This window comes from Pseudomonas sp. Leaf434 (assembly GCF_001425545.1).
In the GTDB taxonomy this organism is placed as follows: Bacteria; Pseudomonadota; Gammaproteobacteria; order Pseudomonadales; family Pseudomonadaceae; genus Aquipseudomonas; species Aquipseudomonas siliginis.
The window spans coordinates 2187498-2210585 of the sequence record NZ_LMQZ01000001.1; the positions used below are offsets into that span (position 1 = coordinate 2187498).

General features: G+C 61.3%; 19 protein-coding genes. 8 read left to right on the forward strand and 11 right to left on the reverse strand.

Annotated features, from left to right (window positions below):
• The first annotated feature begins 122 nt into the window (after nt 1-122).
• A complete protein-coding gene (gene pssA, locus ASG55_RS09800) occupies nt 123-1466 on the forward strand; it encodes a CDP-diacylglycerol--serine O-phosphatidyltransferase (RefSeq protein ID WP_056785963.1) in 1344 nt (447 codons plus the stop codon).
• A 105-nt stretch (nt 1467-1571) separates the two neighbouring features.
• Here the strand turns inward: pssA and efeO (ASG55_RS09805) are convergent, their stop codons facing one another.
• From efeO (ASG55_RS09805) to efeU, 4 genes are read right to left on the reverse strand one after another with little or no spacing between them, the layout of a single operon-like run.
• A complete protein-coding gene (efeO, locus tag ASG55_RS09805; protein WP_056785965.1) occupies nt 1572-2396 on the reverse strand; it encodes an iron uptake system protein EfeO in 825 nt (274 codons plus the stop codon).
• A gap of 26 nt (nt 2397-2422) precedes the next feature.
• A complete protein-coding gene (gene efeB / locus ASG55_RS09810) occupies nt 2423-3721 on the reverse strand; it encodes an iron uptake transporter deferrochelatase/peroxidase subunit (protein ID WP_056785966.1) in 1299 nt (432 codons plus the stop codon).
• Nucleotides 3722-3738: 17 nt separating this feature from the next.
• On the reverse strand, nt 3739-4923 hold the full coding sequence (gene efeO / locus ASG55_RS09815) for an iron uptake system protein EfeO (protein WP_056785967.1): 1185 nt from the start codon (nt 4921-4923) through the stop codon (nt 3739-3741).
• 8 nt (nt 4924-4931) lie between these two features.
• Nucleotides 4932-5771, reverse strand: a complete 840-nt coding sequence (gene efeU, locus ASG55_RS09820) for an iron uptake transporter permease EfeU (RefSeq protein WP_041480384.1) — start codon at nt 5769-5771, stop codon at nt 4932-4934.
• Between the two features lie 273 nt (nt 5772-6044).
• On the opposite strand from efeU, the gene ASG55_RS09825 reads away from it, so the two are divergent.
• From ASG55_RS09825 to ASG55_RS09850, 6 genes are all read left to right on the forward strand, one after another.
• Nucleotides 6045-7061 carry an AraC family transcriptional regulator gene (locus ASG55_RS09825; protein WP_056785969.1) on the forward strand — a complete coding sequence of 339 codons (1017 nt, stop codon included), beginning with the start codon at nt 6045-6047 and terminating at the stop codon, nt 7059-7061.
• Nucleotides 7062-7351: 290 nt separating this feature from the next.
• Entirely contained in the window at nt 7352-9016 is a 1665-nt protein-coding gene (locus ASG55_RS09830; RefSeq protein WP_056785971.1) for an AMP-binding protein, read from the forward strand.
• 18 nt (nt 9017-9034) lie between these two features.
• Nucleotides 9035-9796 carry an SDR family NAD(P)-dependent oxidoreductase gene (locus tag ASG55_RS09835; protein WP_056785974.1) on the forward strand — a complete coding sequence of 254 codons (762 nt, stop codon included), beginning with the start codon at nt 9035-9037 and terminating at the stop codon, nt 9794-9796.
• Nucleotides 9797-9808: 12 nt separating this feature from the next.
• The gene (locus tag ASG55_RS09840; RefSeq protein WP_056785976.1) at nt 9809-11002 is read left to right on the forward strand and encodes an acetyl-CoA C-acyltransferase; all 1194 of its coding nucleotides are present in this window, start codon (nt 9809-9811) and stop codon (nt 11000-11002) included.
• A 142-nt stretch (nt 11003-11144) separates the two neighbouring features.
• Nucleotides 11145-12272, forward strand: a complete 1128-nt coding sequence (locus ASG55_RS09845; RefSeq protein WP_056785979.1) for an acyl-CoA dehydrogenase — start codon at nt 11145-11147, stop codon at nt 12270-12272.
• Between the two features lie 15 nt (nt 12273-12287).
• Nucleotides 12288-13061, forward strand: a complete 774-nt coding sequence (locus tag ASG55_RS09850; protein WP_016774718.1) for an enoyl-CoA hydratase — start codon at nt 12288-12290, stop codon at nt 13059-13061.
• Nucleotides 13062-13423: 362 nt separating this feature from the next.
• Here ASG55_RS09850 and ASG55_RS09855 read toward each other — a convergent pair whose 3' ends face one another.
• From ASG55_RS09855 to ASG55_RS09875, 5 genes are all read right to left on the reverse strand, one after another.
• The gene (locus ASG55_RS09855; protein WP_041480377.1) at nt 13424-14575 is read right to left on the reverse strand and encodes an acyl-CoA dehydrogenase family protein; all 1152 of its coding nucleotides are present in this window, start codon (nt 14573-14575) and stop codon (nt 13424-13426) included.
• 3 nt (nt 14576-14578) lie between these two features.
• Nucleotides 14579-15685 carry an enoyl-CoA hydratase/isomerase family protein gene (locus ASG55_RS09860; protein ID WP_056785982.1) on the reverse strand — a complete coding sequence of 369 codons (1107 nt, stop codon included), beginning with the start codon at nt 15683-15685 and terminating at the stop codon, nt 14579-14581.
• A gap of 141 nt (nt 15686-15826) precedes the next feature.
• A complete protein-coding gene (locus tag ASG55_RS09865) occupies nt 15827-16513 on the reverse strand; it encodes an HPP family protein (RefSeq protein ID WP_056785985.1) in 687 nt (228 codons plus the stop codon).
• 156 nt (nt 16514-16669) lie between these two features.
• Nucleotides 16670-17848: an MFS transporter gene (locus ASG55_RS09870; RefSeq protein ID WP_056785988.1), complete on the reverse strand. Its 1179-nt coding sequence runs from the start codon at nt 17846-17848 to the stop codon at nt 16670-16672.
• Nucleotides 17849-18092: 244 nt separating this feature from the next.
• Nucleotides 18093-19472 carry a UDP-glucose 6-dehydrogenase gene (locus ASG55_RS09875; RefSeq protein WP_056785994.1) on the reverse strand — a complete coding sequence of 460 codons (1380 nt, stop codon included), beginning with the start codon at nt 19470-19472 and terminating at the stop codon, nt 18093-18095.
• 241 nt (nt 19473-19713) lie between these two features.
• On the opposite strand from ASG55_RS09875, the gene ASG55_RS09880 reads away from it, so the two are divergent.
• A complete protein-coding gene (locus ASG55_RS09880) occupies nt 19714-20652 on the forward strand; it encodes a site-specific integrase (protein WP_305965242.1) in 939 nt (312 codons plus the stop codon).
• Between the two features lie 6 nt (nt 20653-20658).
• Here ASG55_RS09880 and ASG55_RS09885 read toward each other — a convergent pair whose 3' ends face one another.
• Both ASG55_RS09885 and ASG55_RS09890 read right to left on the reverse strand, forming a co-directional pair.
• Nucleotides 20659-21207, reverse strand: a complete 549-nt coding sequence (locus ASG55_RS09885; protein ID WP_056785997.1) for a PqiC family protein — start codon at nt 21205-21207, stop codon at nt 20659-20661.
• 17 nt (nt 21208-21224) lie between these two features.
• A complete protein-coding gene (locus ASG55_RS09890; protein WP_056786000.1) occupies nt 21225-22880 on the reverse strand; it encodes a PqiB family protein in 1656 nt (551 codons plus the stop codon).
• Between the last annotated feature and the right edge of the window lie 208 nt (nt 22881-23088).

Genomic DNA, 23088 nt, shown 5'->3' on the forward strand with positions numbered 1-23088 from the left:
GAATGCATTTCAACGGTGGGAGCGAGCCTGCTCGCGAAGGGGCCATTACGGACACTGACAAGACCCGGCGCAGACGATGGTGTAAGCTCTCAAACTCTTCGGAATCGAACCTTGCGAGCCTTATGCCGTTGCTTTTCAAACGTTCTCTGCTGCCCAAACTGCGCAGCTTCGCGCTGACCGCCGAGGCGGTGAGCATTCTGTCCAGTGCTGCCGAATTCCGACGCTGCCTGCTCGAGCAAATCGCCGCAGCGACCCAGCGCATCTACATCGTTGCGCTGTATCTGCAGCAGGACGAAGCCGGTCAGGAAATCCTCGATGCCCTGCACGCAGCCAAGCTCAAGCGTCCCGAGCTGGAAATCGCCGTGGTGGTCGACTGGTTGCGTGCCCAGCGCGGTCTGATCGGCGCGGGCAAGCAGCCGGGCAACGCCGCCTGGTATCAGGACATGACCCGCACGCACCAGAGCGAAGTGCCGATCTACGGCGTGCCGGTGCAGACCCGCGAGCTGTTCGGCGTGCTGCACCTCAAAGGCTTCGTGATCGACGACAAGGTGGTCTACAGCGGCGCGAGCCTGAACAACGTCTACCTGCACAAACTCGACAAGTACCGCTTCGACCGCTACCACGTGCTGCACAGTCGCGAGCTGGCGGATTCGATGCATCATCTGGTCAAGCATGGCCTGATCGAATCGAAAGCCGTGCACCGCCTCGACCTGCCCAACCTGCCGACTACCCGCAGCCTGCGCAACGACATCGGCGACCTGCGCAGCCGTCTCAAGTACGCGACTTACGACACCGGGGCCGGCAGCACAAGCAAAGAAGGGCTGTCGGTCACGCCACTGCTCGGCGTCGGCAAGAACAACCCGCTGAACCGGGCGATTCTGGAACTGATCGCCAGCGCGCAAAAGCAGCTGACCATCTGCACTCCGTACTTCAACCTGCCCCTGGGCGTGATCCGTGAGATCAACCGCGCGCTGGCCCGTGGCGTGAAGATCGACATCGTGGTTGGCGACAAGACCGCCAACGATTTCTACATTCCGCCGAGCGAGCCGTTCAAGGTGATCGCCGCGCTGCCGTATCTATACGAAATCAGCCTGCGCCGCTTCGCCAAACGCCATCAGCACAGCATCGACAGCGGCCAGTTGAACCTGCACTTGTGGCGCGACGGTGACAACACCTATCACCTCAAGGGCATGTGGATCGATCAGCGCTACACCTTGCTGACTGGCAACAACCTCAATCCGCGCGCGTTTCGCCTCGACCTGGAAAACGCGCTGCTGATCGAAGACCCGAAAGGCGAGTGGCTGGAGCCACGGGCGAAAGAGCTGGAAAACATCTTCCGCCATACCACGCGGATCGATAACTTCCAGTCGCTTGAAACGCTGCCGGATTACCCGGCAGGGGTGGCGAAGTTTCTCAAACGGGTGAGTCGGGTGAGGATTGAGCGGTTGCTCTACAGGATTCTCTAGCGCGTCCGGAATTGCTTTCGCGAGCAGGCTCGCTCCCACAGGGAAATGCATTCCAACTGTGGGAGCGAGCCTGCTCGCGAAGGGGCCAGACCAGAGGCTAAAAAATCAGTTCAGACCCAACTTCCCGCGCATCATCGAAAGATCCTCCGCCAGCGTATTCACCGGCCCGATCAGCGCTTTGCGGTCGTTGTCCTTCACTTTGTCATAGGTCTCAAACCCGCCATCCGCCGTTTTGTACTTGGCGAGGATCTTGTCGACCGTAGCGAAGTTCTTGTCGACCTTGGCAACAAACGCCTTGTCCTGCTGTTCGATCTGCGGGCGGAACAGATCAACGATCTTCTTCGCCCCGTCGATATTGCCTTGGAAGTCGTACAGGTCGGTGTGGCTGTAGCGATCTTCCTCGCCGGAAATCTTCGTCGCCGCGACTTCTTCCAACAGCGCAGCAGCGCCGCCGACGACCTTCTCTGGCGGGAAGGTCAGACCGGCCACACGGGTTTGCAGGTCCTGCACGTCTTTGTTCAAACCGTCGGCCAATGCATCCAGGCCCTTAGTGGACTTCTCCGCGAACAACGAATATTCGATCCGGTGAAAGCCAGTGAAGTCCTCGGCCTTAACGCCTTTTTCGTGATCGTCAACGCGAGAATCGATGGACGCATCGAGATCGCTGAACAGCTCGGCGATCGGCTCGATCGACTCGTAATACACCCGCGTCGGCGCGTAGAGCTTCTGCGCGGTGGCGAGATCGCCTTTCTTCACCGCGTCGGTGAACTGCTGGGTGTGGCTGGCCAGCTCATCGAGTTTCTCGGTGACGTAAATCTTGTAGTCCGACACCGGCCCCACCAGATCCAGCGGCGCGGTCGCGGCGAACGCCGCCAGCGGGGTGTTGAGCAAACCAAGGGTCAGCAATAACGCGAGTGGCGTCTTTTTCATGGGGCGGCTCCAGTGTCGGTTGGGTGTCATGCGGTTTTGTTTTGGGAGGTGGCAGCGAGTAACGAGCGACCGATGAAATCGTCATCGCCGGTCACGCCGGGCAGGGTGAAGAAGTAACCGCCGCCGACCGGTTTGAGGTATTCCTCGAGCGGTTCGCCGTTGAGGCGGGTCTGCACGGTGATAAAGCCTTTTTCCAGATCGGCCTGATAGCAGATGAACAGCAGACCCATGTCGAGCTGGCCGTTCTTGTTGACGCCGTTGGAGTAGTTGAATGGCCGGCGCAGGATCAGATTGGCCTGAGTCGCGGCGGTGCGCGGGTTGGCCAGACGGATGTGCGCGTCGAGCCTGGTCAGCTTGCCGGCGGGGTCTTTGCTGTAATCCGGCACTTCGCTTTCAGTGTGGCCACCGATGGGCGCGCCGCTGCTCTTGACCCGGCCGAGAATGCTTTCCTGCTCCTGCAACGGCGTGCGATCCCAGCGTTCGACGAAGTTGCGTATGATGCGCACCGCTTGATAACTGCCGTGGGCAGCCCAGGCCGGTTCGTCACTGTCCGGTTGTACCCAGACAATCCGCTCCATGGCCTTGGCGTCGTTGGAATCGGGGTTGGCCGAACCGTCGCGAAAACCGAGAAAGTTGCGCGCCGACTGCGCCGGCACACCGGGTTTGGCCAGGGCTTGCGGCGGCACGCTGCCTTCCTGTTTCCAGCGCACCAGCAGCAGGTCGGGCAGGTTTTTGACGATGTCGCGCAGGGCGTGAATGTTGGTATCGGCGGTGTTGGCGCAGAACTGCAGGCTCAGATCGCCATGGCAGCAATCGGCGTCCAACGCATCGTTGGGGAAGCCAACCATGCGTTGCAGACGCCTGGGCTTTGCCGCCGCGAGACCGAAGCGTTCGTCGAACAGCGAGTCGCCGACGGAAACGGTGATGGTCAGGTTGTCCGGGGTGACCACCGGGCCGAGGATGCCGGAGTCCAGCGGCGGCAGTTTCGGGTCGACCTGCGCGACCGGGCCGCCCTTCATTAAAAACGCAATGCGTTCGTTGAGGGTGCGGAACAGCCGCTCGAGGTCTTCGCGATCGCTGGCCAGCACATCGAACGCCACCAGCATCCCGGAGGCCGGGCGCGGGGTGACGATGCCGGTCTGGTGCAAGCCGTGGAAATCGTGGCGGTCTTCGGTCTTGTCGCTGCTCGGCGCTTCAGTGACTTGCGCAGGCAGCGCGGCCATGGCCGGGCAACTCAGCGTCGATCCGGCAAGGGCGACACCGGCGGCGCCCATGCCCATCAGCACGCGGCGCCGTTGCAGGTTGAGAGGTTCTGAATCGTTCATCTGTCGTGGTCTTCTGCTTACAGGCCGGAAAGGCCGAGGGCGGGGTCGATGCCATCCAGTGCCGTGGCCAGAGCCTTGGCTTTGGCGGCGATCTGCTGGCGTTGCGCGGCGGTCACGGCGTCGTAACTGACGTAGCCATCGGCGGATTTGAAGGGGTTGAGTTGGCTGTCGAAATCGTCCAGCGCCTGGTCGATCTTCGGCAACAACTCAGCAGCGGATTTGCTCAGCATCGGGCGCAACAGGTCGACGACCTTGCGCGCAGTCTGCGCGTTGGCGGCGAAACCGTTGAGGTCGCTGTGGCTGTAGCGTTCTTCTTCGCCGCTGCCGGCGCGCACATCGGCGAGACTGTTGAGGTTGCGCACGACGATACTCACCAGTTGCTCCGGTGGCAGTGACTGCGCAAGTAACTGTTGCTTGAGGGTGGTGACATCTGCGAGCAAGCGCTGGGCAATCGGCGTGACATCGTCGAGATTGCGCTGCTGGAACAGCGCGTATTCGAGGCGATGGAAACCGACAAAGGCGGGATCCTGCTCGCGCTTTTCAAAATAATCGGCGCGGGCATTGATCTGATTGTCCAGCTCGGCCAGGCGCTGCGCCGCCGGCGCCAGACGCTGATAAGCGGCACGCGCCGGCAGGTACAACGCTTGCGCCTGGGCCAGATCACCACTGGCGATCGCCTGATTCAGCGCCGTCGCCGCTTTGATCAACGCGCTGCCCTGAACGGCCAGATACACGCGAAATTCCGACAGCGGCCCGACGAACGCGACCATCGACGGCTTGGCCTCGGCGGCGGCATCCGAGGCTGCCGTCGCCGTCACGTGCAAGGTGCCGCGCGGGTTGCTGAGCAAGCCGCAGGTGATCGCATAGTCGCCCGGTTGCAGGTTGGCGTTAATCACCTGGCTCAGGCCCGGCGCGATGTTTTCCCGCTCTTCGACCACCAGCACGCCGTCGAGAATTTCCCACTCGACCGCCCGCTCGGAGCGGTTGACGATGCGGAAACTGGCGCGGCCGGCGGGCACCGTCAGGGCATTTGGCTCGCAACTGTGCGGATGGATGTTTACGACGATTTCATCGTGGTTGTGCTGACGCTTGGCGGCGGCCATGTTCGAGGCGTACCAGAACAGCCCGCCGGCGGCGACCATCAGCAGCACCGAGCCGGCCAGCGCCCAACGCAGGGCCGGAGGGGTTTGGGTAGTAGACATGAAGGGCCTTATTGGCTGGAAACGGAAGTCGTTGGCGTCGCCTGGCGCGGCGCGGGCATGAAGAACATCACCAGCGCCAGCAGCAGATAAATCAGATACGCACCCAGGGTGCTGACGGTCGGCGCATCCTGGTAACCGAACATGCCGGCCAGCACCGAGCCCAGCGGGCCGTCCATCGGCAGCGTCGCGCTGAAGTCGAACAACACCGTTTGCAGGTGATTCCACAGCCCGGCTTCATGCAGCGCCTGCACCGAGTTGGCGAGTATTCCGGCGGCGACCACGAGGATGAACAATCCGGTCCACTTGAAGAATGCCGACAGATTCAGGCGCATGCTGCCGCTGTAGATCAGGAAACCGACGATCACCGCCAGGATCAGGCCGAGCAGGGCACCGATCGGCGCGCCCGGGCCTTCGCTTTGCTGGAACACGGCGAGCAGGAAGAATACGGTTTCCAGGCCTTCGCGAGCGACGGCGAAGAAAACCATGGCGATCAATGCAATCACCTGATGCCTGGATTGCGTCAGCGCTTGATCCAGCGAGGCTTGCAGCGAGTGCTTGATCGACCGCGCGACCTTGCGCATCCAGAACACCATCGAACTGAGGATGCCCACGGCGACCAGACCGACCACGCCCTCGAACAACTCCTGCTGCTTCTGTGGGAATTCAGCGCTCACCAGCTCCAGGCCACCGCCGACCAGCAGCGCAAGGGCAGCAGCGAGGAAGACGCCGATCCACACCGCCGGCATCCATTGACCGCGGCCGGTCTGCTGCAGATAACTGGCAATGATGCCGACGATGAGCGCGGCTTCGATGCCTTCGCGCAACATGATCAAAAAGGGAACGAGCATTGGCTAGCCACAGCGATTTAGATAGGAGGCTAAGTTGTAACATAATGACACTCATTCCCAAATGGCATTCATTGACATTTAGCTGAACCTTAGCTGAACGACTGTGATTCCTGTGGGAGCGAGCCTGCTCGCGAATGCGGTATGCCTGTGACATTTGTTTATCTGACGCATCGCGTTCGCGAGCAGGCTCGCTCCCACATTGGCCCTGCGATGACTTCAGCAGCTGGGTTAAGATGCCCACCACCCAAAAAACAACAAGGTTCACCTCGCTCCATGGCAGAAAAAGACACCATTGCCATTCAACTGGTGCGCGAAGCGCTGCTGCAAAGTTGTGCCCCGGGTGCGGCAACGGATGAGGCGTTGACCAAGGTCGGCATTGATCCGGCTTTGTTAGCGGCCGATGAGGGCAGGGTGCCGGCCTCGCAATACGCCAGACTCTGGCGCCTGCTGGCGCGACGCGGTGATGACGAGTTCTTCGGCATGGACCCGCGCCCGCTCAAATCCGGCAGCCTGGCGTTTTTGTGTCGCAGCGCCATGGCGCAACCGACGCTGGCGGCGGCGCTGGATACTGGTCTGACGTTCCTGTCGCTGATGCTGGAAAAACTGCCGGCGCAACTGGTGCATCAGCAGAGCCTTGCGGAAATCGTCCTGCTCGAAGACGACGCCGAACCGCGCCGCGCCTTCACCTATTTCACTTACTGGATGATCGTGCACGGCGTCGCGTGCTGGCTGGCCGGGCGGCGGATTCCGATTCTGGCGATTGAACTGCGCTGCGCGGAACCGGACTTCATCGACGATTATCGGGTGATGTTTTCGGAAAACCTGCGCTTCGAACGCCCACGTACGCGGATGATCTTTTCCGCCGATTGCCTCGATCTGCCGATCAAGCGCAGCGCCGAAGAACTCAAGCGCTTTCTCGCCCAGGCGCCGGCCAACATTCTGGTCAAGTACCGCGACCCCGACAGCCTGGCCAGCCGGATCAAACAGGATCTGCGGCAGCTCCCCGCCGAGCAATGGCCGGAAACCGAGGCGCTGGCCCAGCAATTTTGTATGTCCGCGTCGACATTACGCCGGCGTCTGGCCGAGGAAGGGCAGACTTATCAGGGGCTGAAAGACAGCGTGCGCAAAGAGCTGGCGATTACCTGGCTGGCGGAGCCTTCGATCAGTTTTGTCGAGATTGCTGCACGGCTGGGTTTTGCTGATGCCAGTTCGTTCTACAAAGCGTTTCGCAAGTGGTCCGGGTCGAATCCGGGGCACTACCGCACACTGATCCTCAATGAGGTGGTCTGATCCGACGCCTTCGCGAGCAGGCTCGCTCCTACAGTTTGAACGGCGTTCCCCTGTAGGAGCTGCCGAAGGCTGCGATCTTTTGATCTTGTACTTGATGGTAAAAATCAAGATCAAAAGATCGCAGCCTCGTTGCACTCGTCAGCTCCTACAGGGCGTGCGGCCGCAACCTCTTGGCCAAACCAGTCAACCACGTTGATAGCTTTGACCATTGCCCCAAGGCCCGCGCGGCGCGACTATCCCTGTGTTGTTTACGGTTCCCAGCCTAATAAAAACACCGAGGGATTCTGGCAATGCGTGATTACTTGTCTGCCACCGAACAGTTCGATTATCAGCACACCGTCGATGCGTCGCTCAGCGGCACGCTGGCGGCACTCAACGCCTGCGTTGAATGTTGCGACCGCCATGCCTTGCCCGGGCGCATTGCGTTGTTCTGGGAAGGTCGCGACGGCTCAAGTGCGACTTACACCTTCACTGATCTGCAAGACAAAGCCGCGCGTTTCGCCAATTTCCTCCTCGCCCAGGGCGTGCAGAAGGGCGACAAAGTCGCTGGCCTGCTGCCACGCAACGTCGAATTGCTCATCACCGTGCTCGCCACCTGGCGCATCGGCGCGGTGTATCAGCCGCTATTCACCGCATTCGGGCCGAAAGCGCTAGAGCACCGCCTGAACAGCTCGGGGGCTAAAATCGTGGTCACCGACGCGGTCAACCGGCCCAAGCTCAATGAAGTCAGCGCATGCCCGACCATCGTCACCGTGGCTGGCGCCAAAGGTCAGGGCATTGTTCGTGGTGATTTCAGTTTCTGGGCTGAGCTGGCCAACTATTCCAATGTCTGCGAGCCGGTATTACTGACCGGCGAAGACCCGTTCCTGCTGATGTTCACCTCGGGCACCACAGGGCCGGCGAAAGCGCTGTCAGTGCCGCTCAAAGCCATCGTCGCCTTCCAGAGTTACACCCGCGATGCGGTGGACCTGCGCCCCGAAGACGCGTTCTGGAACGTCGCCGATCCGGGCTGGGCCTATGGCATCTATTTCGGCGTCACCGGGCCGTTGGCGTTGGGGCACCCGATTACCTTCTACGATGGCCCGTTCACCCTCGAAAGCACCTGCCGGGTGATCAACAAATACGGCATTACCAATCTCACCGGCTCGCCCACTGCCTATCGTTTGCTGATTGCCGGTGGCGAGGAGTTCGCCAGATCGATCAAGTGCAAACTGCGCATCGTCAGCAGCGCCGGTGAGCCGCTGAACCCGGAAGTGATCCGCTGGTTCGCCGACAACCTCGACGTGGTCATCCACGACCATTACGGCCAGACCGAACTGGGCATGGTGCTGTGCAACCACCACGGCCTCGAGCACCCGGTGCATGTCGGCGCCGCCGGTTTCGCTTCGCCGGGCCATCGCATCGTCGTGCTCGATGAGCAGTACAACGAACTCGGCGTCGGTCAACCGGGCATTCTCGCCATCGACCGCCCGCAGTCGCCGATGTGCTGGTTCGGTGGCTACGAAGGCGCGCCGACCAAGGCCTTTGTCGGCAACTACTATCTAAGCGGCGACACCGTGGAGTGGAACCCGGACGGCAGCATCAGCTTCGTCGGCCGCAGTGATGATGTGATCACCACTTCGGGCTACCGCGTCGGCCCGTTCGACGTGGAAAGTGCCCTGATCGAACACCCGGCCGTGGTCGAGGCGGCGGTCGTCGGCAAACCCGACCCGGAACGCACCGAACTGGTCAAAGCCTTTGTCGTGCTGAGCGCGCAGTACCGTGCCGCGCCGGAGTTGGCCGAGGAGCTGCGCCAACACGTGCGCAAGCGTCTGGCCGCGCATTCGTACCCGCGTGAAATCGAATTTGTCAGCGAATTGCCCAAAACCCCGAGTGGCAAATTGCAGCGCTTTATCTTGCGCAACCAGGAAATCGCCAAGGCTCAAGAGGCCGCGGCGCACAGAGTTTCAGCTTGAATCCAAGGGAACACCGTCATGCAGATCGAGAACAAGGTTTTTATCGTCACCGGCGGCGCGTCAGGCCTCGGTGCCGCGAGCGCGGAATTGCTGGTCAGTGCCGGCGCCAAAGTCATGCTGGTCGACATGAACGCCGAAGCCGTCGCCGCTCAGGCGCAGCGCCTGGGTGCGCAAAGCGTGGTTGCCGACATCAGCAATGAAGCCGCCGCCGAAGCCGCTGTGCAGGCGACCGTTGCCGCATTTGGCAGCCTCAACGGCCTGATCAACTGCGCCGGCATCGTTCGCGGCGAGAAAATTCTCGGCAAGAACGGCCCGCACGGCCTGAGCAGTTTTGCTCAAGTGATCAACGTCAACCTGATCGGCAGTTTCAACATGCTGCGCCTGGCTGCGGCGGCGATCGCCGAGAGCGAAGCCAATGCTGACGGCGAGCGTGGAGTGATCATCAACACCGCCTCGGTCGCAGCGTTCGACGGCCAGATTGGCCAGGCTGCGTACTCGGCTTCGAAAGGCGCGATCGCCAGCCTGACTCTGCCGGCCGCCCGCGAGCTGGCGCGCTTCGGCATCCGCGTGATGACCATCGCACCGGGCATTTTCGAAACGCCGATGATGGCCGGCATGACCCCGGAAGTGCGCGATTCGCTGGCCGCGGGTGTGCCATTCCCGCCGCGTCTGGGCAAGCCTGCCGAATACGCCGCGCTCGTGCGCCACATCATCGAAAACAGCATGCTCAACGGCGAGGTGATCCGTCTCGACGGCGCCTTGCGCATGGCCGCCAAGTAAGGAGGATTAGTCATGACTATGTCCAATGATCCGATTGTTATCGTCAGCGCTGTCCGCACACCGATGGGCGGTTTTCAAGGTGAACTGAAAAGCCTCACCGCACCGCAACTCGGGGCGGCGGCGATCAAGGCTGCGGTCGAACGCGCCGGTGTCGCCAGCGACGCGGTTGATGAAGTGCTGTTTGGTTGCGTACTGCCCGCCGGCCTCGGTCAGGCGCCGGCACGTCAGGCCGCACTCGGCGCCGGGCTGGATAAATCGACGCGCTGCACCACGGTGAACAAGATGTGCGGCTCGGGCATGCAGACCACCATCATGGCTCACGACATGCTGCTTGCCGGCAGTGCCGACGTGGTGATCGCCGGCGGCATGGAAAGCATGTCCAACTCGCCGTACCTGCTCGATCGCGCCCGCGCCGGCTATCGCATGGGCCACGGCCGCGTGCTTGATTCGATGTTCCTCGACGGCCTCGAAGACGCCTACGACAAGGGGCGCCTGATGGGCACCTTCGCCGAGGATTGCGCCGAGGCCAACAGCTTCAGCCGCGAAGCGCAGGATGCTTTCGCCATTGCCTCGACTACCCGCGCGCAACAGGCGATCAAGGATGGCAGCTTCAAGGACGAAATCGTCCCGCTGACGGTGACCGTCGGCAAAGAGCAGGTGGTGATCAGCAACGATGAACAGCCGCCAAAAGCCAAACTCGACAAGGTTGCCTCGCTGAAACCGGCGTTCCGCGAGGGCGGCACGGTCACCGCAGCCAACTCCAGCTCGATTTCCGACGGCGCGGCGGCGCTCGTGCTGATGCGCCAGTCCCATGCGCAGCAACTGGGCCTCAAGCCGCTGGCGGTGATTCATGGGCATGCTGCGTTCGCTGATACCCCTGGGCTGTTTCCCACCGCACCGATTGGCGCGATCAAGAAACTGGTGAAGAAGACCGGTTGGGCGCTGGATCAGGTGGATCTGTTTGAAGTTAACGAGGCGTTTGCCGTGGTCGGCATGGCGGCGATGACGCACCTGGAGATTCCCCACGACAAGCTCAATGTGCACGGCGGCGCCTGCGCGCTGGGCCATCCGATCGGTGCGTCGGGAGCGAGGATTCTGGTGACGTTGCTCGCGGCGCTGCGGCAGAAACAACTCAAGCGCGGCATTGCAGCGATCTGCATTGGCGGCGGCGAAGCCACGGCCATGGCTGTGGAATGCGTTTACTGAAGGCATCGCCGATCAACTGTGGGAGCGAGCCTGCTCGCGAAGACGTCGTTTCAGCCGGCACATGCGTGACTGATACACCGCTTTCGCGAGCAGGCTCGCTCCCACAGGGTTCAATGTCGTACTCAGATTTCAAGGACTCACCATGATCCCCAACGAAGACCAGACCCAGATCCGCGACATGGCCCGGCAGTTTGCCGAGGAGCGGCTCAAGCCGTTCGCCGCCGAGTGGGATCGCGAGCACCGTTTCCCCAGCTCAGCCATCGCCGAGATGGCTGAGCTGGGTTTCTTCGGCATGCTCGTGCCGGAGCAGTGGGGCGGCTGTGACACCGGCTACCTCGCGTACGCCATGGCTTTGGAAGAAATCGCCGCCGGCGACGGTGCCTGCTCGACGATCATGAGCGTGCACAACTCGGTCGGCTGCGTGCCGATTCTCAAGTTCGGCAATGACGATCAGCGCGAGCGCTTCCTCAAACCGCTGGCCAGCGGCGCCATGCTCGGCGCCTTCGCGCTGACCGAACCGCAGGCCGGTTCCGATGCCAGCAGCCTGAAAACCCGCGCGCGGCTGGAAGGCGATCACTACGTGCTCAACGGCTGCAAACAGTTCATCACCTCCGGGCAGAACGCCGGCATCGTGATCGTGTTTGCCGTGACCGACCCGAGCGCCGGCAAACGCGGGATCAGCGCGTTTATCGTGCCGACCGACTCGCCAGGCTACAAAGTCGCGCGGGTCGAAGACAAACTCGGCCAGCACGCGTCCGACACCTGCCAGATTCTTTTTGAAGATGTGAAAGTGCCGGTGGCCAATCGGCTGGGCGAGGAGGGCGAGGGCTACAAGATTGCCTTGGCCAACCTTGAAGGCGGCCGCGTCGGTATCGCCTCGCAAGCCGTCGGCATGGCCCGCGCCGCGTTCGAAGCCGCTCGTGATTACGCCCGCGAGCGTGACACCTTCGGCAAGCCGATCATCGAGCATCAGGCCGTGGCGTTCCGCCTGGCGGACATGGCCACGCAAATTGCCGTCGCCCGGCAAATGGTGCATTACGCCGCGGCCTTGCGTGACAGCGGCCAACCGGCGCTGGTCGAAGCGTCGATGGCCAAGCTGTTCGCCTCGGAAATGTCCGAGAAGGTCTGTTCCATGGCCTTGCAAACCCTCGGCGGTTACGGTTACCTCAACGACTTCCCGCTGGAACGCATCTACCGCGACGTGCGCGTCTGCCAGATCTACGAAGGCACCAGCGACATTCAGCGCATGGTCATTTCGCGCAATCTCTGACAAGGAATTTTATTCATGACTTACGAAACGATTCTGCTGGAAACCCGCGACCGCGTCGGCCTGATCACCCTCAACCGGCCGCAGGCGCTGAACGCGCTGAACGCGCAGCTGGTCAGCGAAGTGAACCACGCCCTCGATACGCTGGAAGCCGATGCGCACATTGGCTGCATCGTCCTCACCGGTTCGAAAAAAGCTTTCGCCGCCGGCGCCGACATCAAGGAAATGGCTGAGCTGACCTATCCGCAGATCTACATGGACGATCTGTTCAGCGACAGCGATCGCGTGGCCAACCGCCGCAAGCCGATTATCGCCGCGGTCAATGGTTTTGCCCTCGGCGGCGGTTGTGAACTGGCGCTGATGTGCGACTTCATCCTGGCTGGCGACAACGCCAGATTCGGCCAGCCGGAAATCAACCTCGGCGTGCTGCCGGGCATGGGCGGCACCCAGCGCCTGACCCGCGCGGTGGGCAAAGCCAAGGCCATGGAAATGTGCCTGAGCGGGCGCATGATCGACGCGGTGGAAGCCGAGCGTTGCGGCATCGTCGCGCGCATCGTGCCGAGCGATGAGTTGCTTGATGAGGCGCTGAAAGTCGCGGCGGTGATCGCCGGCAAGTCACTGCCGATTGCGATGATGATCAAGGAGAGCGTGAATCGGGCGTTCGAGGTCAACCTGAGCGAAGGCGTGCGTTTCGAGCGTCGGGTGTTTCATGCCGCGTTTGCGACGCAGGATCAGAAGGAAGGGATGGCGGCGTTTATTGCCAAGCGTGAGGCTGCATTCCAAGGCAAATAGTGTGTGAGCTTCACAAGCCCCTCACCCTAGCCTTCTCCCCAGGGAGAGGGGACTGACCGCGGGATATGGGCGAATTACGCCGACCTGAAAGGTTGCCGCTGAATCCGTAACCGACTCGGTCGGCTCCCTCTCCCTGGGGAGAGGGGACTGACCGCGTGATATGGGCGAATTACGCCGATCTGAAAGGTTGCCGCTGAATCCGTAACCGACCCGGTCGGCTCCCTCTCCCTGGGGAGAGGGGACTGACCGCGTGATATGGGCGAATTACGCCGACCTGAAAGGTTGCCGCTGAATCCGTAACCGACCCGGTCGGCTCCCTCTCCCTGGGGAGAGGGCTGGGGTGAGGGGTAGGGCCAACGCCATTACAGCTGATAGTTCTTCAAATCCCGCGCAATCACCATCCGCTGTATCTCGCTCGACCCTTCATAGATCTGGGTAATCCGCGCATCGCGGTAGTACTTCTCGACCGGGTAATCCTCCAGATAGCCATAGCCGCCATGAATCTGGATCGCCGACGAACACACCTTCTCGGCCATTTCCGATGCGAACAGCTTGGCCTGCGAAGCCTCGGACAAGCATGGTTTGCCCGCCGTCCTCAGCCGCGCTGCATGGAGGATCAGCAACCGTGCGGCGTTGATCTGCATGTGCATGTCAGCCAGCAGATTGGCGATGCTCTGGTGCTCGATGATCGGCTTGTCGAATTGCACCCGGTCTTTCGAATAAGCCAGCGCCGCTTCAAAAGCAGCCCGGGCGATACCCAATGCCTGCGCGGCGATGCCGATGCGTCCGCCTTCAAGGTTGGACAGGGCAATCGCAAGGCCCTTGCCGCGTTCGCCGAGCAGATTGGCCTCGGGGATGCTGCAGTTGTTCAGCGTCACCGCGCAGGTGTCGGAGGCGCGGATGCCCATTTTGTGTTCGGTGCGATCGACGATGAAACCCGGTGTGTCGGTCGGCACCAGAAACGCTGACAGGCCTTTTTTGCCGAGATCCGGATCGGTTACCGCGAAGACGATCGCCAGTTTCGCCCGCTTGCCATTGCTGACAAATTGCTTGGCACCGTTGATCACCCATTGGCCGTCGCGCAGTTCGGCGCGGGTGCGCAGGTTGTGTGCTTCGGAGCCGGCCTGGGGTTCGGTCAGACAGAAGCAACCGATGGTCTGCCCACTGGCCAGATCGGCCAGCCAGGTCTGTTTCTGTTCGTCGCTGCCGTAGTTGAGCACCGGGCCGCAGCCGACCGAGTTGTGAATGCTCATGAACGCGCCGGTCGCGCCGTCACCGGCAGAGATTTCCTCAACCGCCAGCGCATAAGCGACGTAATCGACGTAGGTGCCGCCCCATTCTTCCGGCACAACCATGCCGAGCAAGCCCAACTCGCCCATCTTCGCCACCAGGGCGTCGTCGATCCAGCCAGCCTTTTCCCAGGCCTGGGCGTGGGGCGCGATTTCGCCACGGGCAAAATCCCGGGCCATGTCGCGGATCATCACTTGTTCTTCAGTCAGTTCGAGATCGTGCATGACTCAGCTCCCGCTCTCATCAAAACCATGGAAGAAGCTCGCAACCTGCGCAGCGTCCAGCTCAGCGACGGTCGGCGGGTTCCAGCGCGGTGACTTGTCCTTGTCGATCAGCAGGGCGCGCACGCCTTCGATCAGGTCGCCTCGGGCAAACCACTGGCGGTCCAGATGCAGCTCCAGCGCAAAGCAATTCTCCAGACTCAAATGTCTGCCGCGACGGAGCATTTCCAGGGTCACGGCCATGGCCAGCGGCGAGCGGGTTTCCAGCAGATCCGCCGTGCTGACTGCCCATTCATGGCTGTCGGCGACAGTGACGGCGCGCAATTGCTCGATCATGCTCGGCACGTTGGGCAGGGCAAAGAAATGGTCGATGGCCGGGCGCAACACTTGGAGGGGTGCATTGGGCAGAGTTTGCACGGCGTGCTTGGCCAGCAGGTTCTGCAGCGCCTTCAGCGGCGTGTCCTGCCACTCCATCTGGTCGAGCTTGTCGTCGAGCAGCGCCAGTTTGCTGCTGTCCAGGTACCAGTCGGCGAGGCCGCAGTACAGCGCATCGGCGGCGCGAATCTGCACGCCGCTGACGCCCAGATAAATCCCCAGCTCACCGGGAATCCGCGGCAGGAAGTAACTGCCGCCGACATCAGGGAAATAACCGATGGCCACTTCCGGCATCGCCAGACGGCTCTTCTCGGTGACCACGCGCAGATCGGCGCCTTGCACCAGGCCCATGCCGCCGCCGAGGACAAAACCGTCCATCAGGGCCAGCACCGGTTTGCGGTAGTGATGAATCGTCAGGTCGAGGGCGTATTCCTCGGCGAAGAAATCTTCGTGCAGCGTGTCGCCGCTCTTGTAGCTGTCGTACAGCGAACGAATATCGCCACCGGCGCAGAAGGCCTTTTCACCAGCGCCGCGCAATACCACGGCGTGAACATCGGCATCAGACGCCCAGGCATCGAGCTGCTGTTGCAGCAGACGCACCATCTCGAGGGTGATGGCATTGAGGCCCGCAGGGCGGTTGAGGGTCAGGTGGCCGATATGATTGCGCACCTCGGCCATCACGTCGTTTTGCATGGCATCCATGGACGGGGTCCGCCGGGATGAAGCCTGAGCTGTCATCAGTAACTCCCTGCTTTTATTGTCTTTATTCGAAAAGCCCGCGCGCGGGCGTTAGCGGATCGTAACAGTGCAAATTTGTCGTGTACAACGGGGATATGTGCAGGGGGAATCTGCGTTTTTACATGCCTCGAAATTGCGTGGCTATCGAAAGGTTTCGCTGATGCTTCGGCGCTTGGCATGCAGTTCGCTGGCGTGAATCAGGCGTTCGAGGTCTTCGGGGGTGACGTCGATGAAGGCTTCCATGTCGGCCAGCGCCAGTTTCAGGTCTTCGGCGGTAATTGCCTGGCGGTCGATCGGGACCACTGGCGGAGCCGGGTCGGCAGCGCGTTTCGGATAGCGGATGCGGGTCAGGTTGTTATAGGCCAGCGCACTAATGAGCATGCACAGGGCGCCGAGCATTACCGGCTCCATGGCTTTCCAGTCCATGGCGATGGTTGCCGGGTCGGCCAGCACCAGCGTCAACGCCAAGGCGCCGGCCGGTGGGTGCAGGCAACGCAGCCAGCACATCAGAATCACCGCCATGCCGGCAGCAAGGCAGGCGCTGCCCAGCGTACGGCCAAGCACATGGGCGACCAGCAAGGCGACCACGCCAGCACACAGGTAGCCGCCGAGAATCGACCATGGCTGGGCGAGGGCGCCCGAGGACACCGCGAACAGCAGCACCGCCGAAGCGCCGAGCGGGCCGACCAGGTGAAACGCAACGTCATGGCCGAACACCTGCGCGCACATCCACACACTGAACAGCGTGCCCAGGCCCATGCCGATCGCGGCACGGCTCCATTCAGTGGGGCGGGTGTTGATGGCAGCGGGCAACCAGCGAGCAAGCATGTAGAACTGATCCTTTACAAAATCCGGGGCAAAAAAAAGGACTTGTCCGGCAAATCCGGAAAGCCCTAGAAGCGTTCCAACATTGGGGGAGGAACGCGCGTAGTTTGCCGATCAAAATCGATGCTGACAAATTCATATAAATGCAGTTTTAGTGCACTATTTTTGCATTGAAGCGGTGCGCCGAGCGCTGACGAAGCACAGATAACCGCCCAGCGCCGCCAAGCCGCTCAAGGCGTAGAACATGCTTGGCGCAGGCGTGTGCATCAATAGAAACCCGCACATTACCGGGCTGGCAGCCCCGCCAAGCGCTGACAGGTTCTGCGCGCCGTAGTAGCTGCCGCGCAGTGCCTCCGGTGCGAGGGTGTCAACGAAGAGGAAGTCGGCGGGGTAGATGATCATCTCGCCCAGGGTGAAGATGAACATCGCCACGCACCAGCCGAGCAGGCTGTCCGCCACACTGAAGCCAATCAACCCGACGATGAACAGCGCAGTGCCGCCAGCAATCCAGTGACGCAGGTGTTCGCGACTGAGCCAGCGACCGACCTGGTATTGCAGCAGGATCACTGTGATTGCGTTGCAGGCGAGCAGGGCGGCCATGGTGTCGAGCGTTTGTTGCTGGGTGTGGGTGACCAGCAGGTATTGCGACAGGTACAGCGTAAAGCGCCCGTGCACCAATGTGCTGAGCAGGCAACCGAGGGTGAACAGCACCATGGTACGGTCGTTTTTCAAAATCATCAGCGTGTCGAGGAAACTTTGCGGCGCACTGCCGGAACTTATCGGACTGGCATCCCTGGTCGCGCCGAGCAGCAGAAAAATACTGCCAATGGCGATCGCACCGGCAACGATGAACGGCGCGGACGGCTGCACCCCGGCAATCACCACGCCAATCATCGGGCCGACGGCGTAGCCGATATTGGTCAGCGTGTAATTGAGGGAAAACGCCTTGACCCGCTGGCCCACCGGCAGGTTTTCACTGAGGATCGCCTTGGAGCCGATGAGGAACAGCGCCGACGCGGTTTCGCTGATGATCAGCACCAGGGTGACCACATACAGATTCTGCGCGAAGGTCAGCAGGATCAGGCCGATACCGCTGGAGAGCATGGCCAGGATCAGCAACTGCCGCTTGTCCAGCTTGTCGATGATGTAGCCACCGTACAGCGACAGCAATGTTGCGCTGAACACGGCGATGCCGAGCAGCAAGCCGACATCCTGCGGATCGAGGCCAAGCTTGTTGCTGAGGAACAGCGTCAGCAGCGGACTGACCAGGGCGCGGCTGATGACCACGGTCAGCGAGCTGATCATCAACCGGCGAATGAACGGCGAATAGATGGCCAAGGGAGGGGGAATGTCCTTATTCGGATTGCCTAGGGCGAACGCCATCCTCTCTGGGCAGCCGCCACCGGTCAAGCTGATACACCAGCGTCTCTCGGAGCACATGATTTCCCTGTGGGAGCGAGCCTGCTCGCGAAGGCGGCGGATCAGTCACCTGCTATGTCGCTGACATACCGTATTCGCGAGCAGGCTCGCTCCCACAGGGTCTGTGTAGCTCACAATTTGCAATGACTCCCACAGGGCCAGTTCAAGCCACATCCGAAGCCGCGGGCCACTGCCGCAAGGTGATCGGCAACTTGCAAGACTCACCGCGCCCCATCGGGAAATACTGAAAGCCATTGCGCGCCAGGCGCTCGGCGTCGTACAGGTTGCGGCCGTCAAAGATCACCGGGCTGTTGAGGCGCTGTTTGATCAGCTCGAAATCCGGGGCCTTGAACTGTTGCCATTCGGTGCAGATGATCAACGCATCGGCGCCGGCCAGTACCGATTCCGGCGTGCCCATCAACATCAGCTTCGACTCATCTGGATAGAGCTTTTGCGTTTCGACCATGGCCTCCGGATCAAACGCGCGCACGCTGGCACCGGCAGCCCATAAGTCTTCGAGCAGAACCCGGCTCGGCGCGTCGCGCATGTCGTCGGTGTTGGGTTTGAACGCCAGGCCCCACAGGGCAAAGGTCTTGCCGCGCAAATCGCCCCGGTAGAACACGTTGATGCGCTCGAACAGCTTGTGCTTCTGGCGCTGGTTGATCGCCTCGACCGCTTGCAGCAGATCACTGGAGCAATGTGCCTGCTCGGCACTGTGAATCAACGCGCGCATGTCCTTGGGAAAACACGAACCGCCGTAGCCGCAACCCGGATAGATAAAGTGATAGCCAATCCGCGTATCGGCACCGATGCCCTGGCGCACTGCTTCGATATCTGCGCCCAGGTGCTCGGCGAGTTCCGCGATCTGGTTGATGAAGCTGATCTTGGTCGCCAGCATGCAATTGGCGGCGTATTTGGTCAGCTCGGCACTGCGCAAGTCCATGAACAGGATGCGGTCATGGTTGCGGTTGAACGGCGCGTACAGATCGCGCATCACATCGCGCACTTCAGTGCCTTCGCAACCAATGACAATGCGATCCGGTCGCCGGCAATCAGCAACCGCTGAACCTTCCTTGAGAAATTCCGGGTTGGAGACAATATCGAATTGCAGCAGGCGGCCAATCTTGATCAGGGCCTTTTCGATGTGGCTGCGCAAAGCGTCGCCCGTGCCCACCGGCACCGTGGACTTTTCCACCACGATCAATGGCTGCTCGCGATGTCGGGCAATCGCGTCGCCAACCGAGAGGACGTAGCGCAGGTCCGCCGAACCATCCTCGCGTGACGGCGTGCCCACCGCGATGAACGCCACACGCCCATGCAACACCGCAAACCGCTCATCGGTGGTGAATTGCAGGCGTTTCGAATCCAGGCCTTCACGCACCAGACTGGCCAGCCCCGGCTCGTAAATACTGACGTGCCCCTGGCCCAACTGCTCGATCTTCTGCGCGTCGACATCCATGCACACGACCTCGTGACCGACCTCGGCCAGCACCGCCGCCTGCACCAGACCGACATAACCACTGCCAAACACCGTGATCTTCATGCCGCACTCCTGCTCGCAGTTCCCTGCACTGAACATAAGAGCGCGATGTTTCAGTTCGCCTACTGCTGAAGAATCAGCAAACAGACCGTTCGGGGAATGCCCGATTGACTTTTACCGCCTCGAACGGCAGGTTGTCGGCCTTTCGCGGTAACCCTTGTCATCGAGTCATGCCGTTTTTTGCGTTTCATTTCATGCATTTATTGTTTTTGTTGAATCGTTTTTTATTTCAAGGCCGTTTCGTTTGAGTGATTTGTCGAGTACCCAACCTGCACCGTCCAACAACAATCCGCTGACCGTTTACCTGGCGCGACTGGCACCTTCCAGCCAGTTGACCATGCGTTATGTGCTGCAAGACGCCGCTGACCGCCTCGGTTTCGAGGACGTCGATATCGAAGAAATCCCCTGGCACGGCCTGCAACCGGAAGACGTGGTGGCGCTGGTCGCCGCTTTGCGCGCCGATGGTTATGCACCGAACACCTCGTCGCTGTACGTGAACGCCGTACGCGGGGTGATGAACGAAGCATGGCGCATGAGCCTGATCAGCCAGGATCACCTGCTGAAGATGCGTTCGGTCAAGGGCATAGCCGGCACGCGGCTGTCCCAGGGGCGCAACCTCAAGCGCACGCTGATTCATGAACTGATGGAAGTCTGCGCTGCCGACCCGCGCCCGCAGGGCCTGCGTGATGCGGCGGTGATAGCGCTGCTGTACGGCACCGGCATGCGCAAGTCGGAATCGGTGGATCTGGATCTGAGCCAGGTCGACTTTCACGAACGCAGCCTGACGGTGACCGGCAAAGGCAACAAGCAGTTGATCAAATACGCGCCGGCCTGGGCCTTTGCCAAGCTCGACGCCTGGCTGGAACTGCGTCGTTCACAGCTCAAGGAAGGCGAGAGCGACGATGCGTTTCTGTTCAACCGTATTCGCCGGGGCAGCCACATCACCCGCGAGCGCATCACCAAACACGCGATTTACTACATTGCCCGCCAGCGCGGTACGCAGGTCGGGGTGAAAATCATGCCCCATGACTTCCGTCGTTCATTCATCACCCGGGTGATCGAAGAGCACGACCTGTCGATCGCACAAAAACTGGCGCATCACAGCAATATCCAGACGACTGCCAACTACGATGTGCGTGATGACAACGAGCGGCGGCGGGCGGTGGATCGCTTCGATTTGTAAACGGTGTCAGGTCTGCGGCGGGCAGCGCGAGCCGCTGGCACCCTGCGCGATGTGCGCAGCGAGGCGTTTGATGTTGTTCTGTTGCGCGGTTACCAGTTCGTCGATGCTCGGGCCTGAAGGTGTCTGCAACACCGAGCGACAGCTCAGCAGGGCCGCGTCCGCAGCACCTAATGGGCGCACTCGCCATTTCACGTCGATCAAGGCGTACTGACCGGGAATCGAATCGAAGCGCTGCACGTCGATTCGCACGGAAGCGCGCTGCTGGCCGACGCCGCCGCTCAATTGATCGACCAGCGCACCGCGCAATTCATCGGCAAGGGTGGCGCTCCACCAATCGGTATCCAGGATGGCCACGCCGCTGTTGCCTTGACGAATCACGATCTGCGCGCGATCGACCTGCGGCGGCACGCTGATGCTTTCGATGGCGATGTCGGCGCCGTTGCGGCTGGCACCCGGTTGCGCCGGGGTCAGCGTATGGAAGCTGATCGGGTCGCTACGGCACGCGGCCAGCAACACGAGCGCAGCGAACAGGGTGATCTTCAACGGTAAACCCATGGATGCAGCTCCTGTGCTCAATTGCGTGGCGGTCCTTTGAGGTCCAGCGGCGCGGCGTTGTCGGGGCGTCCGCGAATCAGCGACTCAGGGTGGCGACCGAGGTAATCCGACAGCTCTCGCAACGAGCGCGACATGCGCCCGAGCTCGTCGAGGGTCTCGGTGAGTTGCTCGCGCTGCGGTGAATCCTCGGCCAGGGTCGAATTGGCGGACTGCAAGGTCTTGCTGACGTCGGCGAGGGTGCTCTGTACACCCGGCAGGGTCCTGGCGTTGAACTGCTTCAGGCCTTTGCGCAGCTCGACCAGATTGCCGTCGAGGTTGCTGGCGATGCGCTCCACTGGCAGCGCGTTGATCTTGTTGACCATCGCCTCGAGTTTTTCCTGCAATTGCTCGAGGCTGCCGGGGACGGTCGGAATGGTGACCGGCCGTGCCGTAGGGTCAAAAGCGACTTTCGGCGCTTTGGGGTAGAAATCCAGCGAGATATACAACTGACCGGTGAGCAGGTTGCCGTTGCGGGCCTGGGCGCGAAGGCCATTTTCGATGAACGTGCCGATCAGGCGCGCCCCGGTGGCCTCATCGTTTTCGTCGCCATGGTAAGCCTTGAGCATTTTCGTGTGAGCGCGGCCCAGACGCTGCGGATAGATGACGATGCCGACATTCACCGGGAAGGTGCGCTTGACCTCGTCGAAGTCGAGATTGACTGCCACCACCCGGCCGATTTCAACTCCGAGGAACTCCACCGGCGCGTCAACCTTGAGCCCGCGCAAGGCTTGATCGAAGCGCAGCGCCAGATATTGTGCCTTGCCGTTCGGCGGGGCGAGGGCGGTGGCCTGGTCGGCGAACAGTTCGAAACCCTTGTCTTCACTGGCTGGCGAATCGTTGGGACTGTAATCCGGAGCGCGGAAAGCGATGCCGCCCACCAGCAGGGTCGACAGCGACTCGGTTTTCACCGCAAAGCCGTTGGCACCGACATTGATGTCGATGCCGCTGGCGTTCCAGAAACGGGTGTTTTCGGTGACGTAGGCGTCATTTGGCGAATGCACGAAGACTTCGATGTTGACCCCTTTGCCGTCCTGGTCCAAGGCATAGGACACCACTTGGCCAACCGGGATCTTGCGGTAATAGACGGGGGAGCCGATGTCCAGCGAGCCGAGGTCGGCGGTGTGCAGGGTGAAGCGCTTGCCCGGTTCGCCGTAGGTGATCGGCGGCGGGTTCTCCAGACCCTTGAAGTTTTTTGAGCGGGTATTGGCCTGGCCAATGTCGGCACCGATGTAGTCGCCCGACAGCAATGTGTCGATGCCCGATACCCCGCCGGCGCCGATGCGCGGACGTACCACCCAGAATTGCGAGTCCTCGCGGGTGAAGGCTTCGGCCTGCTTGGCGAGTTTGATCGTGGCGTTGACGTGTTTATGGTCGTTGGCCAGTTCAACATCGGAGACATGGCCGATGACTACGTTGCGGTACCTGACTTCGGTCTTGTTGGCGGTCAGGCCATCGCCGGTCTTGAAGGTGACGGTGATCGTCGGGCCTTCCTGGAGGATGTTGTGAATCACCAGCGAAATGCCCACCAGCACCGCCACGATCGGCACGATCCATACCAGCGAGATACCGAATCGGCGGGTTTTGACCGGCGCCTGACCGGGTGCTCGCGGCTCGTCGCTGGCTGACGACTTCATCCATGTCCTCCTCAATTAATCGGGCACTGAGCGTCAGGAACGCAAAAGCACTTCATCAATATAGAAGTGCTTGGCGATAGAGCAAATGTGTATAGCTGGCGTGGGACGCGATTGCAGTCCAGGAGCTGCCGAAGGCTGAGATCTTTTGATCGAGTTTGGGACGCGGAGCGTCCCGGGCTGCATTCCCACGCAGAGCGTGGGAACGATC

Coding starts and splice junctions, on each gene's coding strand:
- pssA (WP_056785963.1), top strand. CDS start 123: ATGCCGTTGCTTTTCAAACGTTCTCTGCTGCCCAAACTGCGCAGCTTC.
- ASG55_RS09830 (WP_056785971.1), top strand. CDS start 7,352: ATGCGTGATTACTTGTCTGCCACCGAACAGTTCGATTATCAGCACACC.
- ASG55_RS09825 (WP_056785969.1), top strand. CDS start 6,045: ATGGCAGAAAAAGACACCATTGCCATTCAACTGGTGCGCGAAGCGCTG.
- efeU (WP_041480384.1), bottom strand. CDS start 5,771: ATGCTCGTTCCCTTTTTGATCATGTTGCGCGAAGGCATCGAAGCCGCG.
- efeO (WP_056785967.1), bottom strand. CDS start 4,923: ATGTCTACTACCCAAACCCCTCCGGCCCTGCGTTGGGCGCTGGCCGGC.
- ASG55_RS09865 (WP_056785985.1), bottom strand. CDS start 16,513: ATGCTTGCTCGCTGGTTGCCCGCTGCCATCAACACCCGCCCCACTGAA.
- ASG55_RS09850 (WP_016774718.1), top strand. CDS start 12,288: ATGACTTACGAAACGATTCTGCTGGAAACCCGCGACCGCGTCGGCCTG.
- ASG55_RS09840 (WP_056785976.1), top strand. CDS start 9,809: ATGACTATGTCCAATGATCCGATTGTTATCGTCAGCGCTGTCCGCACA.
- ASG55_RS09875 (WP_056785994.1), bottom strand. CDS start 19,472: ATGAAGATCACGGTGTTTGGCAGTGGTTATGTCGGTCTGGTGCAGGCG.
- ASG55_RS09845 (WP_056785979.1), top strand. CDS start 11,145: ATGATCCCCAACGAAGACCAGACCCAGATCCGCGACATGGCCCGGCAG.
- efeO (WP_056785965.1), bottom strand. CDS start 2,396: ATGAAAAAGACGCCACTCGCGTTATTGCTGACCCTTGGTTTGCTCAAC.
- ASG55_RS09835 (WP_056785974.1), top strand. CDS start 9,035: ATGCAGATCGAGAACAAGGTTTTTATCGTCACCGGCGGCGCGTCAGGC.
- efeB (WP_056785966.1), bottom strand. CDS start 3,721: ATGAACGATTCAGAACCTCTCAACCTGCAACGGCGCCGCGTGCTGATG.
- ASG55_RS09855 (WP_041480377.1), bottom strand. CDS start 14,575: ATGCACGATCTCGAACTGACTGAAGAACAAGTGATGATCCGCGACATG.
- ASG55_RS09885 (WP_056785997.1), bottom strand. CDS start 21,207: ATGGGTTTACCGTTGAAGATCACCCTGTTCGCTGCGCTCGTGTTGCTG.
- ASG55_RS09890 (WP_056786000.1), bottom strand. CDS start 22,880: ATGAAGTCGTCAGCCAGCGACGAGCCGCGAGCACCCGGTCAGGCGCCG.
- ASG55_RS09860 (WP_056785982.1), bottom strand. CDS start 15,685: ATGACAGCTCAGGCTTCATCCCGGCGGACCCCGTCCATGGATGCCATG.